The organism is Pseudomonas sp. Soil_N_39 (assembly GCF_057655955.1).
Genome location: NZ_JBDGLI010000002.1, coordinates 35,397 through 50,626 on the forward strand (window position 1 = coordinate 35,397; position 15,230 = coordinate 50,626).

Below are 15,230 nucleotides of genomic sequence, written 5' to 3' on the forward strand. Positions count from 1 at the left end.
TCACTGAGCTTGAAAAAATCGATCCGGACGGCAGGGGTTGAGAGCAGGGGATGGCTTGTCGCCGATGATTTCCTCACAGGCAAGACGGCCCACAATCGCCGCCAGGGTAACGCCGGGGTGCATGACGCATACGTAGACGCCGCCGACCTGCGGAAGATAGCCAATGATGGGGATGCCATCGGCGGGCATGGGCCTGAACCCGACAAGAGCCGATTGCAGATCCAGGGAGACAACGCCGTGGAGTTCGTTCTTGATGGCGTTGGCCGTTCGCATTGCTATCGCCGCTGGTTGGTTTTCCAGGGCGCCGTCCAGATAGTCTTCGGCCGCTAGCAGCGTACCCTCCGGGGTTTGCCGCACTTCCATTTCAGGGCTGGAGATGAGGGTGTGTACCAGGTTGGGTTGCGACGTGTAACGAATGAAAATCGCCGGGGAAGCCTCTATGGGCAGGGAGACTTCAAGCAGGTCAGTCAGCTTCGTGGTGCCTGTGCCGGCTGCCAATACGACGACATCGGCTTCGATGGCGCCCGCGGCGGTTTCAACGCCCAGCACGGTGGAACCCTGGGTTTTAAAGCCGAGCACTGGCGTTTGGGTGAAAACGTTCGCGCCATTCACCTGGGCGCCAGCGATCAACGCATGGGTTGCTGCTACGGCGTCCAACGCGCCTTCTTCTGCCACATACGAAGCGAATTGAGGCGGGTTCTTGAGGTTTGGCTCAAGCTCGAGAATCTGCGATTGGGGTATCCGGTTTGCCAAAGCGGTTGAACTCGCGCCGTAAGATAGGGCGCCAGTCCATTGAATCTTCAGGCCGGGCAGTTGTGCTTCGAGTCGGCGGTATTCCTGAATGGCAGCACCACGTAATGGCGCAATGGGGTCGGGGTCGGCGTGTGAGGTATTGATCCAGGCGAATGAGCTGCCGGTCACGCCTGACGCGATGCCTCCGGCCTCGACCACGGTGACATTCGCGCCTTTGGCCGCCAGGTGGTAGGCCAGGGATGCGCCTACGATACCCGCGCCAATGACGATGACGCGTTTGCCTGGACCGTTATCCATTCGGCCTCCGTTGGGTTTGCCTGGGGGAATACGTTAGCCCGGTTGGGGCTGCTTCGCAGCCCAGCGGCAGCAAGTGCCCTCGCCACAGGGGTTGGATCAGGCACATCGCAGTTGTGGCGGGGGGATTGAGCGAAACACCCAGCCTTCAGGCCTGCGCGCTGAATCGCTGCGCAGCGCGCCGCTCAAGCATTGCCGCTTCCGTCTCTCGCGTCGCGAGTTCGCCTTTGTAGGCCAACTGATTGAAAAACAACCCGTCCGAAAACTCCTGGGGCGGTACCGAGCCGGGGCGCTTGAGCATCGGCGCCAGATCGATGGTGTTGGCGAAGTTTTCCTGGGTCAGGTTGTAGCGACCCAGGTAGCTGCCGGACCACGGCGAGTCGGCGTCGACCATGTCGATCGAGGCGTCGCGGAACGCAACGGCTGCGGCTTTCAGATCCGTGGATTCGTTGAGCAGATCCGTCAGCCGCCGGGTTTCCGAGCTGCTGAGCTGGCCGGCCGTGTTGAGCACCTTGAGCCTGCCATCGGCCTCGACGGTGAAGCCGTATTTCTTGCCGGCCAAGTCTGGATGGGTTGCCGAAAGCGTTGACTGGAATGTCTCGAAAGAGCTTTTCAGGGTGTTTTTCGCGCTCTCGGTGATGGCGGCATATCGAGGGAAATCTGGCGATTGGGATCGACCGATCCAGGTTTCGATGACCACCGGCGATTCCACCATGAGCTGGGTTTCTTCGCTGGGGTGGTAGATAGCCGCTGGGCCGGCGTCTGCCAGCTGCTTTACGGCGTCCGCTGGAGGATTGCTCACCAACTTCTGGTCGGAGCGGGTGAGGTTAGTGTTGGCGGGCGGGATATTGGCAGCGTTCAGGGAGAGGTCCATTTCATCGGTCCATGATTGGCGGATACCTCGGGTTATCGACAGCGGGGGACCAAGCTTTAGGCGAGGGGGGGCTGCTGCGCAGCCCAGCGGGAGCAAGCTCCCTCGCCACAGGAGGTTGGGGGTCAGTTAGTTATGTGGCGGCTGTGAAGGCGCTATCGCGAGCAGGCTCGCTCCCACAGGGATTTGTGATGGATGCGGTGTTTGTGAACAGCCCGGAAAAACTGTGGGAGCTGAGCTTGCTCGCGATGGCGGTGGGTCTGCTTGCATCAATGTTGAGTGTGCCGTCATCGCGAGCAAGCTCGGCTCCCACATGGGTTCTTGGGTGTTCACAAATCCTGCATTCACCACAACTAGCTCATGAAGCAACGGGCCTTCAGTACCACCGCGCCTCGCCCGGCGGGCGTTTCTTGAAGCGTTTCATGCTCCACATGTACTGGCTCGGGTAGGCCCGCACGTAGCGCTCCACCACTTGGCTCATGGCCGCGCATGAGGTTTCGGTGTCAGTGCTGTACATCGCGTCCGGGGCGGCTTCGAGGATGACTTTGTAGCCGGAGCCGTCCGGCAGGCGCAGGGCGTGGAGGAATACGCCGACCGCTTTGCCGCCAGCGAGCATGTTCGGCACGAACTTGCTGGTCAGGGCCTGGGTGGCGAAGAAGGGCACGAAGATGCCGGCGGATTCGGCCGGTTCCGGGTCGGCGGGGATGCCCACCTGGCCACCTTTGCGCACTTCCTTGATGACGCTGAGGATGCCTTCCTTGGTGGAGGCCGCGACTTTGTTGCCCAGTTGCACGCGTTGCTTTTGCAACAATTCATCCACCGCCTTGAGCTTGGGCGGGCGGTAGAAAATGATCGGTTTGCACTGGCTGCAATAGAAGTGGTTGAGCACTTCCCAGTTGCCCAGGTGGCTGGTGATGCCGACCACGCCTTTGCCGGAGGCCAGGGCTTCTTTCAGCACCTCCAGGCCTTCGACTTCGCGTACCAGCTCGATGGAGCGCTGGGCCGGCCAGATCCAGGCACAGGCGCTTTCGGTCAGGGATTTGCCGATGTCCTTGAGGCTCTGACCCACCAGACGTTCGCGCTCGGCCGGGTCCATCTCGGGAAAGCATTTGGCGAGGTTGATCCGCACCACGTCGCGGGAACGGTTGGGAAATTTCCACATGAGCCAGCCAATGGCCGAGCCCACCGCCTGCACTGCGCGCCAGGGCAGCAGCGCAAACAACCGCAGAGCGCCGACCAGCAAGGCGCCTTTCAACTTATCCACAGGTCACTCCTGAATGTATGGGCCGTGTTGCGAGCCGGCTATTCTAACCGCCGTTTACCAACTCGGCGTAGCGGTCGCAGTCCTGGGTGTGGTCCATGACCATGCCCGAGGCCTGCATCAGCGCATAACAGATGGTCGGCCCGACGAAGGTGAACCCGGCTTTTTTCAGGCCTTTGCTCATCGCCAGCGCCTCGGGCGTGATGGCCGGCACTTCGCTGCGGTCTTTGAAATGGTTGATGATGGGCTTGCCGCCCACGAACGACCAGAGGAACGCCACCGGGTCTTCCAGCGCGAGCCAGGCCTGGGCATTGCGACGGGCGGCCTTGAGCTTGAGGCGGTTGCGGATGATGCCGGTGTCGAGCATCAAGTCTTCGATTTCGGCGTCGCTCATCTGCGCCACGCGCTGCACATCAAAGCCGTACAGCACTTTGCGGTAGTGCTCGCGTTTGCGCAAAACGGTGATCCAGGACAACCCGGCCTGGAACCCTTCGAGCAAAAGCAACTCGAACAAACCCTGCGCATCGCGCAGCGGCGTGCCCCACTCCTGATCGTGATAAGCCATGTACAACGGATCGTCAGAACACCAAAAGCAGCGTGGCATAAGGCTCCAGGGGGCGTGCGCACGAACGAATCGGGTATACTCCCGCTCTTTAAATCGCAGCCCAAGAAACAGGTGAATTTCGTGAGCCAGCCTACGCCAGCCGTGCGTACCTTCCAAGACTTGATCCTCGCCCTCCAGCAATACTGGGCCGAGCAAGGTTGCGTGGTACTTCAGCCCTACGATATGGAAGTAGGCGCCGGCACTTTCCACACTGCCACGTTTCTGCGTGCCATCGGCCCGGAAACCTGGAACGCCGCTTATGTGCAGCCCAGCCGCCGCCCGACTGACGGCCGCTACGGCGAAAACCCGAACCGCCTGCAGCACTACTACCAGTTCCAGGTGGTGCTGAAGCCGAACCCGGAAAACTTCCAGGAACTGTACCTGGGCTCCCTCAAGCATGTGGGCCTCGACCCGCTGGTGCACGACATTCGTTTCGTCGAAGACAACTGGGAATCGCCAACCCTGGGCGCCTGGGGCCTGGGCTGGGAAGTCTGGCTCAACGGCATGGAAGTGACCCAGTTCACCTACTTCCAACAGGCGGGCGGCATCGAGTGCTACCCGGTCACCGGCGAGATCACCTATGGCCTGGAACGCCTGGCCATGTACCTGCAGGGCGTGGATTCGGTCTACGACCTGGTGTGGGCCGACGGCCCATTCGGCAAAGTGACCTATGGCGACGTGTTCCACCAGAACGAAGTGGAGCAGTCGACCTACAACTTCGAACACGCCAACGTCGAGAAGCTGTTCGAACTGTTCGACTTCTATGAAAGCGAAGCCAAGCGCCTGATCGAGCTCGACCAGCCGCTGCCGTTGCCGAGCTATGAAATGGTGTTGAAGGCGTCCCATACCTTCAACCTGCTGGACGCACGCCGGGCGATTTCCGTGACTGCGCGCCAGCAATACATCCTGCGTGTACGCACCCTGGCGCGCTCCGTTGCGCAAGCCTACCTGCTGGCCCGTGCCAAGCTGGGCTTCCCGATGGCGACCCCGGACCTGCGTGATGAAGTGTTGGCTAAGCTGGAGGCTGCACAATGAGTGCTCAAGATTTTCTGGTTGAACTGGGCACCGAAGAACTGCCACCCAAAGCCCTGAACACCCTGGCCGATGCGTTCCTGGCCGGTATCGACAAAGGCCTGCAAGCCGCTGGCCTGAGCTACGAAGCCAAACAGGTGTACGCCGCGCCGCGCCGCCTGGCCGTGCTGATCACCGCCCTGGCGACCCAACAGCCGGACCGCAGCATCAACCTCGATGGCCCGCCACGCCAGGCCGCGTTCGATGCCGACGGCAACCCGACCCAGGCCGCCCTGGGCTTCGCCAAGAAGTGCGGCGTGGACCTGAGCGAAATCGACCAGAGCGGCCCGAAGCTGCGCTACAGCCAGAGCATCAAGGGCAAGCCGACCGCCAGCCTGTTGCCGACCATCGTCGAAGACTCCCTCAATGACTTGCCGATCCCCAAGCGCATGCGCTGGGCCGCGCGCAAGGAAGAGTTCGTGCGTCCGACCCAATGGCTGGTGATGTTGCTCGGTGACCAGGTTATCGATTGCACGATCCTGGCCCAGAAGGCCGGTCGCGATTCCCGCGGTCACCGCTTCCATCATCCGCAGAGCGTGCGCATCACCTCGCCGGCCAACTACCTGGCCGACCTGCGTGCCGCCTATGTGCTGGCCGACGCCAACGAGCGCCGCGAGCTGATCAGCAAGCGCACCGAAGAGCTGGCCACCCTGCAGGAAGGCACCGCCATCGTGCCGGCCAACCTGCTGGACGAAGTGACCGCGCTGGTGGAATGGCCGGTGCCGCTGGTGTGCTCGTTCGAGGAACGTTTCCTCGAAGTGCCGCAGGAAGCACTGATCACCACCATGCAGGACAATCAGAAGTACTTCTGCCTGCTGGACGCCGAAGGCAAGTTGCTGCCGCGCTTCATCACGGTCGCCAACATCGAAAGCAAGGACCCGCAACAGATCATCGCCGGTAACGAAAAAGTCGTTCGTCCGCGCCTGACCGATGCCGAGTTCTTCTTCAAGCAAGACAAGAAACAGCCCCTGGAAAGCTTCAACGAGCGCCTGCGCAACGTGGTGTTCCAGGAAAAACTCGGCAGTGTCTACGACAAGGCCGAGCGCGTTTCGAAACTGGCCGCGTTCATCGCCCCACGCATCGGTGGTGACGCCCAGCGCGCGGCCCGAGCCGGCCTCCTGTCCAAGTGCGACCTGTCGACCGAAATGGTCGGTGAGTTCCCGGAGATGCAAGGCGTCGCCGGTTACTACTACGCCCTCAACGATGGCGAGCCGCAGGACGTAGCCCTGGCCCTGAACGAGCAGTACATGCCCCGCGGTGCCGGCGCTGAGCTGCCGACCACCCTGACCGGTGCGGCTGTGGCGATCGCCGACAAGCTCGACACCCTGGTGGGCATTTTCGGCATCGGCATGCTGCCTACCGGCAGCAAAGACCCGTATGCCTTGCGTCGCGCGGCGCTGGGCGTGTTGCGGATCCTGATCGACAAGCAGTTGGACCTGGACCTGAACGACGCCGTGGCATTCGCCGTCAATGCGTTCGGCAGCAAGGTCAAGGCTGCCGGCCTGGCCGATGCGGTGCTGGAATTCATCTTCGACCGCCTGCGTGCGCGTTATGAAGATGAAGGTGTCGAGGTCGCGACCTACCTGTCGGTACGTGCCCTGAAGCCGGGTTCGGCCCTGGACTTCGACCAGCGCGTACAAGCGGTGCAGGCGTTCCGCCAACTGCCGCAAGCAGCGGCCCTGGCCGCGGTGAACAAGCGTGTTTCGAACCTGCTGAGCAAGGCCGAAGGCAACATCGCGGCGACCGTCGAAGCCAAGTACTTCGACAACGCCAACGAGTTTTCCCTGTACTCGGCGATCCAGCAGGCAGACCAGGCGGTCCAGCCAATGGCGGCGGCGCGTCAGTACAGCGAAACCCTGGCTCGCCTGGCGGCACTGCGTGAACCAGTGGATGCGTTTTTTGAGGCGGTGATGGTCAATGCCGAAGACGCCAACGTACGGGCCAACCGTTACGCACTGCTGGCGCGTCTGCGTGGGCTGTTCCTCGGCGTCGCCGATATTTCGTTGCTGGGGTAACGCTTGAAACTGCTGATTCTCGATCGGGACGGGGTGATCAATCACGACTCCGACGCTTACATCAAATCGGTGGATGAGTGGTTGCCACTGCCTGGTTCGATCGAAGCCATCGCGCAGTTGAGCAAGGCCGGCTGGACGGTGGCGGTGGCCACCAACCAGTCGGGCATTGCCCGCGGTTATTATGACCTCGCCGTCCTGGACGCCATGCATGAGCGCCTGCGCGCCCTGGTGGCGGAGCAGGGCGGGGAAGTCGGCTTGATCGTCTACTGCCCGCATGGGCCGGACGATGGCTGCGATTGCCGCAAGCCCAAGCCGGGCATGTTGAAAACCATTGCCGCGCATTACGATGTGGCCTTGGCGGGTGTGTGGTTCGTCGGTGACAGTCTCGGTGACCTGGAGGCGGCAAAGGCCGTCGATTGTCAGCCAGTTTTGGTAAAGACCGGGAAAGGCGAGAAGACTCTGGGCAAGACCCTGCCGGTGGGCACCTTGATTTTTGACGACCTGGCGGCGATTGCCGCTGAACTTATCCACAATTAGAGCTCCCAATACATCCTGATCAAGGATTGTTCGGGAAGCGCTTGAACAGGCGGGCATTGCCCGCAACGGTAAACGCCGCTATGTCGATATTGCAGGCCATCAGAAGCTTTCTCTTTTACCTGCTGCTGGGCACCAGTTCCTTGTTGTGGTGTACCTTGAGTTTTTTTATCGCTCCCTTCCTGCCGTTCAGGGCGCGCTATCGTTTCATCAATGTGTACTGGTGCCGATGCGCGCTGTGGCTGAGCAAGGTGTTCCTGGGCATCCGCTATGAAGTGAAGGGTGCCGAGAACGTGCCGGACCGGCCCTGCGTGATCCAGTCCAACCACCAGAGCACCTGGGAAACGTTCTTCCTCTCGGCCTATTTCGAGCCGTTGAGCCAGGTCCTCAAGCGTGAACTGCTGTTCGTACCGTTCTTTGGCTGGGCCATGGCGATGCTGCGCCCGATTGCCATCGATCGCGACAATCCCAAGTTAGCGCTCAAGCAAGTGGCGAAGAAGGGTGACGAGCTGCTGAGGGACAACACCTGGGTGCTGATTTTCCCCGAGGGCACCCGTGTTCCTTACGGGACGGTTGGCAAATTCTCCCGCAGCGGTTCCGCATTGGCGGTGAACGCGAACCTGCCGGTGCTGCCGATTGCACACAATGCCGGCAAATTCTGGCCCAAGGCGGGCTGGATCAGAAAACCGGGCGTCATCACCGTAGTGATCGGCGCGCCGATGTATGCCGAAGGCACCGGGCCCCGCGCCATCGCCGAGCTCAATGACCGCGTACAGGCTTGGAATGAACAGACACAACGGGAAATGGGTTCGCTTCCTCCCGGCCCTGTCGCGGAAGTCCCCACGGAACAAGCCGCTGTTTGAGATCTGTGGATAACCTGTGTACCGTTTTTTCGAAATCCGTTGATTTTATGTTGTAGGTATATGTTTTTAATACATATTTCCTAAACACATAAAACCCGTCTGCAGGTGCATAAGTTTTTATAGCACCAGAAAATCGCAGCCTTCGGCAGCTCCTATAGAGATTCGATACGCCCTGTAGGAGCTGCCGAAGGCTGCGATCTTTCAATCTTCCAGCAACGGGAAGCGCAGGCTGAACGTTGTGCCTTTACCTACCACGCTGTGGCACTCGATTTTCCCCTCGTGATGATCAACCACTGCCTTGACCATCGATAACCCAAGGCCAATTCCATCGACCCCCTGGGCCGACGAAAACCGTCGGTACTGACTGAACAAGTCCGGCAGTTCTTCGGCGCTGATGCCCTTGCCTTGGTCGGCGACATTGCAGATCAACCAGCCCGACACGCAATGCACCTGCAGGGAAATGCAGGCATCGGGTGGGCTGTACTTGATGGCATTTTCCAGCAGATTGAACAGGGCACGGGTCAGCAACGATTGATCCGCTCTCACCATCGCCTCTTCATCCTCAATTTCATGAATCAACTGGATGCGTTTTGCCTGGGCGATGGGCAGCGCCTGGTCGAGCACATCCAGCACCAGCATGGCGAACAGCGTCGGCTGGAATTGATAGGCCTCGGATTCGGCCTTGGCCAATTGCACGAAGCCCTCGGTCAGGTCCAAAGCGCGACGCACCTGGCGCTCGATCTGGTCGAACAGCGGATGATCACCGCCCACCTGGTGCCGCTGCACATCGAGCAGTGCAAGGATCGCCGAGTGCGGGGCACGCAGGTCATGGGAAAGGAACCGCAGCATGACGCTGCGCTGTTCTTCCGCCTCACGTTCGGCGCTCAGGTCCGTGAGGCTCAGCAACCAGCCAATCGGCGCATCGCCATCAACCGGAAATAACGCGGCCCGCTCCAGGCGCAAGCTGCGCTCACGAATGTCGCGAAACTCCACCAAGGGCAATGTGGATAACCGGTGATGCACCCCATGCTCCAGCCCCGGATAACCCAATTGCCCAAGGTGCTCCAACACGTCACCGCCCGCCAGGCCATGGCCGAACAGCTCACGTGCCTTGCGATTACCCAACAGCAGCTTACCTTGGGGATCGCTGATCATGGTCGCGACCGGCAGGTATTCCAGGCCATCGGCAATGAAGCGCCGGGTGTCGCGGGTGCGGCTCATGGCTTGCTCCAGGGCCATGATCTGGCCCTGCAAACGGTCGCTGCCGGTGTAGGAGGCACGGCGACGCTCCGGGAAGACCTTGGGCTCGGCGTCCAGGCGTGCCAATTCCCAGCCGAAATAGGCCAGCACCACGCTCAGCCGTCGCCAGTTCCAGATCAGGTAGCCGAACATGATCCCCAGCACACTGGCCATGGGTGACCACCACCAACCCCGTGCGCCCAGCATGGCGCTGATCAACAGGGCCAGGCTCATGCCACCCACCGTTGTCCACAGGGCCAGGCGGGGGCGCAACAGTAACAAGCCCAATACACAGGCCACCAGGCACACCGACAACAACGCAGCGCCTGAACGGCTGCCCGGGGATTGACTGCTCAATGACAGCAAGGCTGTCAGCGGCAACAGCAGCAGACTTATCCACAACCACTCCCGTACCAACTGTCGAAACAACCGCTGGACCTGGGTGGGTTCACGACTTTCACGGCGACGCTGGTTACTCATAGGCCTCCTGGCCGAACTCAAGGACTGTGGATATCTTCACTGGCCCGCATCAGTCGACAGGCTGAAACGCCCACGACTATAACGGACTCGATGGGTGGCGCGCTGCTGCCTTTCCCTCTGTGCCGCGAGCCGGTATTGTCGCAGCCAGCGACAGGTCAATGACAACGAATCAGCCACTGGCTGCATTTCATTGCCACCTGAAGATGTCCGTTACTCTCGAGATCAAGGAATCGCATTCCATGCGTGTCGCCATACTGGACGATGAACCGGCCGAGCTGCGCCGGGTAGAACAGACACTGCAACAAATCCCCGGCAGAGGCGAGCAAGCCTGGACCCTGCACAGCTTTGAACGAGGCGAAGACCTGTTGCGGCAACTGCGTCGGGAAACCTTCGACCTGTTGATCCTGGACTGGCAACTGCCGGACATCAGCGGGCTTTCGCTGCTGCGATGGACCCGCGAGCACATGGATTCACCACCGGCCGCCATCATGCTGACCAGCCGCGACGGCGAACACGACATCGTCCAGGCCCTCAATGCCGGCGCAGACGACTATGTGAGCAAACCCTTCAGGCCCAACGAACTCAAGGCCCGGGTCACCGCCGTACTGCGCCGCCACAACCTGCAGCGTGCGCCCGCCAGCGACGTGCTGGTGTTCAACGACCTGGCGTTCGACGACGCCGAGCTGACCATCACCCGCGCCGGCATTCCCATCAGCCTGACCGAACGGGAATACCGCCTCGCCCGGTGCCTGTTCGCCAACCTGGGCCGACCGCTGTCTCGGGAGTACTTCTACGAGCGCTTCTGGACTCACGAGGAAATGACCTCATCCCGCCCGCTCGACACCCATATCTATCGCCTGCGCAACAAACTCGGGCTGACAGCGGATCGGGGTTGGCAGTTGCTGACGATTTACGGGTATGGGTATCGGTTGGAGAGTGTGGCGGCGGGGAGTGAGGCGTCTGTCGCGAGTTAGGTATTGGATGCATCCGTGGCGAGGGGATTTATCCCCGCTGGGCTGCGTAGCAGCCCCCAAACAGGCAACTCGGTGTACCAGGAAGATTGAACTCACTGCTTTAGGGCTGCTGCGCAGCCCAGCGGGGATAAATCCCCTCGCCACAATGGATATCACCCTATGGTCTGTACCACGCTTCCTGGTTTTGCGATCCGGCGACGCTGTATCAGTACGCCGGACAGCACCACCAACACACTCAGCAGCCCCGTCGCCAGGATCTCCACCCGATGGGCTTCCTGGAACAGCATGATGGTCAAGGCCCCGACGATGAAGACAATCACCGCATAGGTCAGGCCGGGAAACAGCCACATGCTGAAAGCGATTTTTTCACCACGCGCCATGCGTTGTTTGCGCATGCGCAGCTGCGAAACCGCGATGACCAGGTACACCAGCAACGCAATGGCGCCAGAGCTGGCCAGCAGGAATTCGAAAACCGCCGCCGGTGCCACGTAGTTGGCGAATACCGCCAAAAAGGCTGCACCAGTCGACAGCATCACCGCCCAGTGAGGCGTACCGCTCTTGTTGGTACGCTGGGAAACGGCCGGTGCATCACCGCGCTTGCCCAACGAGAACATCATCCGCGACGCCGTATACAGCGCCGAATTCAGGCAGCTCGTGACCGCCACCAGGACCACGATATCGACGATCAGCTTGGCATTGGGGATGCCCATGCGCTCCAGCACCGTCTGGTAGGAACCGACGCTGGCCAGGAGTGGGTCGTTCCAGGGCACCAGGGCAACAACGATGAAGATGGACACGAGGTAGAACAAGCCAATCCGCCAGATCACCGAGTTGGTCGCCTTGGAGATCTGCTGGCCAGGGTTCTTCGATTCAGCCGCCGCGATGGTCACGATCTCGGTGCCCATGAACGAAAACATGGTGGTCAGGATTGCCCCTAGCACCGCGCCCATTCCGTTGGGCAGGAAGCCCTGGGTGTCGAACAGGTGCGAAACACCGCTGACCTGACTGGTGGGGAGAAAACCGAATATCGCCATCACCCCCAGCCCGATGAAGCCAATGATCGCCACCACCTTGACCAGGGCGAACCAGAATTCGAACTCCCCGTAATTCTTCACGCTGAACAGGTTGGTGACCGTCAGTAGCAGGGTGATGACCAATGTGAACACCCAGATAGCCACGTTCGGGAACCAGGCGTGCAGGATCGTCGCAGCGGCGTTGGCCTCCAGCGGAATCACCAGGACCCAGAACCACCAGTAGAGCCAGCCGATGGTGAAACCGGCCCAGTGCCCAATCGCGCGGTCCGCATACGTCGAGAAGGAGCCGGTGTCCGGCGACGCCACCGCCATTTCGCCCAGCATCCGCATCACCAGCACCACCAAGGCACCCGCGGCCGCGTAGGCCAGCAGCACGGCCGGACCGGCCGCGGCGATCGCATGGCCGGAGCCGACGAACAGACCGGCACCAATCACACCGGCAATGGAAAGCATCGTCACATGACGGGGCTTGAGCCCTTGCGCCAGATTATCGGAAGTATGCGTACCGCTCATTGAGACTACCCTTGGCATTTGAATTTATTCGTATCACCTCAACCCATCGCTCTCTGTAAATTTAAAAAAACGATGTGTAAGTTATTAAACACGCAAGTTCTGCGCCAGAAAATCTGAGGCTCCCGTTATCCGGGACTCTCCTCGGATTCCTAACCCATTGAGAATGAAGGCTTTGTGCCAGGATGTTACCGAGCTACCCCGTTTATGACCGACGGGTCCGAAGGAGCGTGGAGATTTTAAAATGTAAAAAAAAGCCAACGCATAAGCGTTGGCTTTTTGTTGGAACGAGGTACCGCAGAAGATCAGAAATCCAGGTTGGACACCGCCAACGCATTGCTCTCGATGAAGTCACGACGAGGCTCGACTGCATCACCCATCAGAGTGTTGAAGATCTGGTCCGCGCCAATGGCGTCTTCGATGGTGACTTTCAGCATGCGACGCGAGCCCGGGTCCATGGTAGTTTCCCACAGCTGATCCGGGTTCATCTCACCCAGACCTTTGTATCGCTGGATGGTGTGGCGCTTGGTGCTTTCCGCCATCAGCCATTCAAGGGCTTCCTTGAACTCGGTCACGGCTTTCTTGCGTTCACCACGTTGGATGTACGCGCCTTCGTCCAGCAGCGTGCTCAGTTGCGCGCCCAAGGATACGACGGTCTTGTAGTCGTTGCTGCCGAAGAAGTCGCGGTTGAAGGTGACGTAGTTCGACAGGCCGTGGGAGATCAGTTCGACTTCCGGTAGCCAGACGTTACGCTCACGGTCTTCGCGCAGGCTGGCTTTGTAGACCAGGCCGGATTTTTCCACGGTGCGCAGGCGTACTTCGTACTGGGCCAGCCAATCTTGCATCGCTGCGTGATCGGACAGTTGCTCCAGGCTCACGGCTGGCAGGTAGATGAAGTGCTCGGTCAGTTCCTGTGGGTACAGGCGCGACAGGCGCTTGAGGGTCTTCATCACCAGACGGAAGTCATTCACCAGACGCTCGAGGGCTTCACCGGAAATGCCCGGGGCATCTTCGTTCAGGTGCAGGCTTGCGTCTTCCAGGGCCGACTGCGTCATGTACTCTTCCATGGCGTCGTCGTCTTTGATGTATTGCTCTTGCTTGCCTTTCTTGACCTTGTACAGCGGCGGCTGGGCGATGTAGATGTAGCCGCGCTCGATCAGCTCCGGCAACTGACGGAAGAAGAAGGTCAGCAGCAGGGTGCGGATGTGCGAACCGTCGACGTCAGCATCGGTCATGATGATGATGTTGTGATAGCGCAACTTGTCGATGTTGTACTCTTCGCGGCCAATGCCGCAGCCCAGCGCGGTGATCAAGGTGCCGACTTCCTGGGAGGAAATCATCTTGTCAAAGCGCGCCTTCTCGACGTTGAGGATCTTGCCCTTGAGCGGCAGGATGGCCTGGGTGCGACGGTTGCGGCCCTGCTTGGCGGAACCGCCAGCAGAGTCACCTTCCACCAGGTACAGCTCGGACAGGGCAGGGTCCTTTTCCTGGCAGTCAGCCAGTTTGCCCGGCAGGCCGGCGATGTCCAGCGCGCCTTTGCGGCGGGTCATCTCACGGGCCTTGCGCGCGGCCTCACGGGCACGGGCGGCGTCGATCATCTTGCCGACAACCAGCTTGGCTTCGTTCGGGTTCTCCAGCAGGAAGTCGGAGAAGTACTTGCCCATCTCCTGTTCGACCGCAGTCTTCACTTCGGAAGACACCAACTTGTCCTTGGTCTGGGAACTGAACTTCGGATCCGGCACCTTCACCGAAATGATCGCTGTCAGGCCTTCACGGGCATCGTCACCGGTGGTGGCGACTTTATGCTTCTTCGCCAGGCCTTCCTGTTCAATGTAGTTGTTCAGGTTACGGGTCAGCGCCGAACGGAAGCCCACCAGGTGAGTACCGCCGTCGCGCTGCGGAATGTTGTTGGTGAAGCACAACAGGTTCTCGTTGAAGCTGTCGTTCCACTGCAGGGCGATTTCCACGCCGATGCCGTCTTCACGCTGGACGTTGAAGTGGAACACCTGGTTGACCGGGGTCTTGTTGGTGTTCAGGTACTCAACGAACGCACGCAGGCCACCTTCGTACTTGAACAGCTCTTCCTTGCCGCTGCGCTCGTCCTTGAGGACGATGCCGACACCGGAGTTGAGGAAGGACAGTTCACGAATCCGCTTGGCCAGGATGTCCCAGCTGAAGTGGATGTTCTTGAATGTTTCGCTCGACGCCTTGAAATGGATCTGGGTGCCCGTGGACTCGCTGTCGCCAACGATCGCCATCGGTGCCTGAGGTACACCGTGGACGTAGGTCTGTTCCCAGATCTTGCCACTGCGGCGAACGGTCAGGACCAGTTCTTCGGACAGTGCGTTCACCACCGAGACACCTACACCGTGCAGACCGCCGGAGACCTTGTAGGAGTTATCGTCGAACTTACCGCCTGCGTGGAGGACGGTCATGATGACTTCGGCGGCGGAAACGCCTTCCTCTTTGTGCACGTCTACCGGGATGCCACGGCCGTTATCGCGAACGGTGATGGACTCATCCGGGTGGATAATGATGCTGATGTCGTCGCAGTGGCCGGCGAGGGCTTCGTCGATGGAGTTGTCGACCACCTCGAACACCATGTGGTGCAGACCGCTGCCATCATCGGTGTCACCAATGTACATACCGGGACGTTTGCGTACGGCATCCAGGCCTTTCAGCACTTTAATGCTCGTTGAGTCGTACGTATTTTCTTCGCTCAATGCC

12 protein-coding genes are annotated in these 15,230 nt (G+C 60.2%); 5 read left to right on the top strand and 7 right to left on the bottom strand.

What is annotated here, in order from left to right:
• The 4 genes from AC3A5O_RS02530 to AC3A5O_RS02545 all read right to left on the bottom strand — a co-directional run bounded on the left by AC3A5O_RS02530 (position 1) and on the right by AC3A5O_RS02545 (position 3,783).
• Positions 1–1,050, bottom strand: a complete 1,050-nt coding sequence (locus AC3A5O_RS02530; RefSeq protein WP_305468967.1) for an NAD(P)/FAD-dependent oxidoreductase — start codon at positions 1,048–1,050, stop codon at positions 1–3.
• Between the two features lie 145 nt (positions 1,051–1,195).
• Positions 1,196–1,921, bottom strand: coding sequence for a hypothetical protein (locus AC3A5O_RS02535; protein ID WP_122567692.1), 726 nt, complete (start codon positions 1,919–1,921; stop codon positions 1,196–1,198).
• Positions 1,922–2,294: 373 nt separating this feature from the next.
• Positions 2,295–3,182, bottom strand: a complete 888-nt coding sequence (locus tag AC3A5O_RS02540; protein WP_122567691.1) for a lysophospholipid acyltransferase — start codon at positions 3,180–3,182, stop codon at positions 2,295–2,297.
• Between the two features lie 43 nt (positions 3,183–3,225).
• A complete protein-coding gene (locus AC3A5O_RS02545; protein ID WP_122567690.1) occupies positions 3,226–3,783 on the bottom strand; it encodes a DNA-3-methyladenine glycosylase I in 558 nt (185 codons plus the stop codon).
• 81 nt (positions 3,784–3,864) lie between these two features.
• Here AC3A5O_RS02545 and glyQ point away from each other — a divergent pair, with 81 nt between their 5' ends.
• The 4 genes from glyQ to AC3A5O_RS02565 all read left to right on the top strand — a co-directional run bounded on the left by glyQ (position 3,865) and on the right by AC3A5O_RS02565 (position 8,266).
• Positions 3,865–4,818, top strand: coding sequence for a glycine--tRNA ligase subunit alpha (glyQ, locus tag AC3A5O_RS02550; protein WP_003177094.1), 954 nt, complete (start codon positions 3,865–3,867; stop codon positions 4,816–4,818).
• Positions 4,815–6,869: a glycine--tRNA ligase subunit beta gene (gene glyS, locus AC3A5O_RS02555; RefSeq protein ID WP_122567689.1), complete on the top strand. Its 2,055-nt coding sequence runs from the start codon at positions 4,815–4,817 to the stop codon at positions 6,867–6,869. The genes glyQ and glyS overlap by 4 nt, the downstream gene beginning before the upstream one ends.
• Before the next feature lie 3 nt (positions 6,870–6,872).
• Entirely contained in the window at positions 6,873–7,406 is a 534-nt protein-coding gene (gene gmhB / locus AC3A5O_RS02560; RefSeq protein ID WP_122567688.1) for a D-glycero-beta-D-manno-heptose 1,7-bisphosphate 7-phosphatase, read from the top strand.
• An 80-nt stretch (positions 7,407–7,486) separates the two neighbouring features.
• Positions 7,487–8,266, top strand: coding sequence for a lysophospholipid acyltransferase family protein (locus tag AC3A5O_RS02565; protein ID WP_305468964.1), 780 nt, complete (start codon positions 7,487–7,489; stop codon positions 8,264–8,266).
• A 201-nt stretch (positions 8,267–8,467) separates the two neighbouring features.
• On the opposite strand, the gene AC3A5O_RS02570 is transcribed toward AC3A5O_RS02565, so the two are convergent.
• Positions 8,468–9,985 (bottom strand): sensor histidine kinase, encoded by a 1,518-nt coding sequence (locus tag AC3A5O_RS02570; protein ID WP_122567686.1) that lies wholly within the window; start codon positions 9,983–9,985, stop codon positions 8,468–8,470.
• Between the two features lie 239 nt (positions 9,986–10,224).
• Between AC3A5O_RS02570 and AC3A5O_RS02575 the strand changes: the two genes are divergently transcribed.
• On the top strand, positions 10,225–10,959 hold the full coding sequence (locus AC3A5O_RS02575) for a response regulator transcription factor (protein ID WP_014335791.1): 735 nt from the start codon (positions 10,225–10,227) through the stop codon (positions 10,957–10,959).
• Positions 10,960–11,111: 152 nt separating this feature from the next.
• On the opposite strand, the gene gabP is transcribed toward AC3A5O_RS02575, so the two are convergent.
• Together gabP and gyrB are read right to left on the bottom strand one after the other, a co-directional pair.
• Entirely contained in the window at positions 11,112–12,506 is a 1,395-nt protein-coding gene (gabP, locus tag AC3A5O_RS02580; protein WP_122567685.1) for a GABA permease, read from the bottom strand.
• Between the two features lie 302 nt (positions 12,507–12,808).
• A complete protein-coding gene (gyrB, locus tag AC3A5O_RS02585) occupies positions 12,809–15,226 on the bottom strand; it encodes a DNA topoisomerase (ATP-hydrolyzing) subunit B (RefSeq protein ID WP_122567830.1) in 2,418 nt (805 codons plus the stop codon).
• Positions 15,227–15,230: the final 4 nt, after the last annotated feature.

Excerpts from the sequence above, each read along its gene's own strand:
- AC3A5O_RS02530 (WP_305468967.1), bottom strand. The coding sequence starts at position 1,050 with ATGGATAACGGTCCAGGCAAACGCGTCATCGTCATTGGCGCGGGTATC.
- AC3A5O_RS02535 (WP_122567692.1), bottom strand. The coding sequence starts at position 1,921 with ATGGACCTCTCCCTGAACGCTGCCAATATCCCGCCCGCCAACACTAAC.
- AC3A5O_RS02545 (WP_122567690.1), bottom strand. The coding sequence starts at position 3,783 with ATGCCACGCTGCTTTTGGTGTTCTGACGATCCGTTGTACATGGCTTAT.
- glyS (WP_122567689.1), top strand. The coding sequence starts at position 4,815 with ATGAGTGCTCAAGATTTTCTGGTTGAACTGGGCACCGAAGAACTGCCA.
- AC3A5O_RS02565 (WP_305468964.1), top strand. The coding sequence starts at position 7,487 with ATGTCGATATTGCAGGCCATCAGAAGCTTTCTCTTTTACCTGCTGCTG.
- AC3A5O_RS02570 (WP_122567686.1), bottom strand. The coding sequence starts at position 9,985 with ATGAGTAACCAGCGTCGCCGTGAAAGTCGTGAACCCACCCAGGTCCAG.
- AC3A5O_RS02575 (WP_014335791.1), top strand. The coding sequence starts at position 10,225 with ATGCGTGTCGCCATACTGGACGATGAACCGGCCGAGCTGCGCCGGGTA.
- gabP (WP_122567685.1), bottom strand. The coding sequence starts at position 12,506 with ATGAGCGGTACGCATACTTCCGATAATCTGGCGCAAGGGCTCAAGCCC.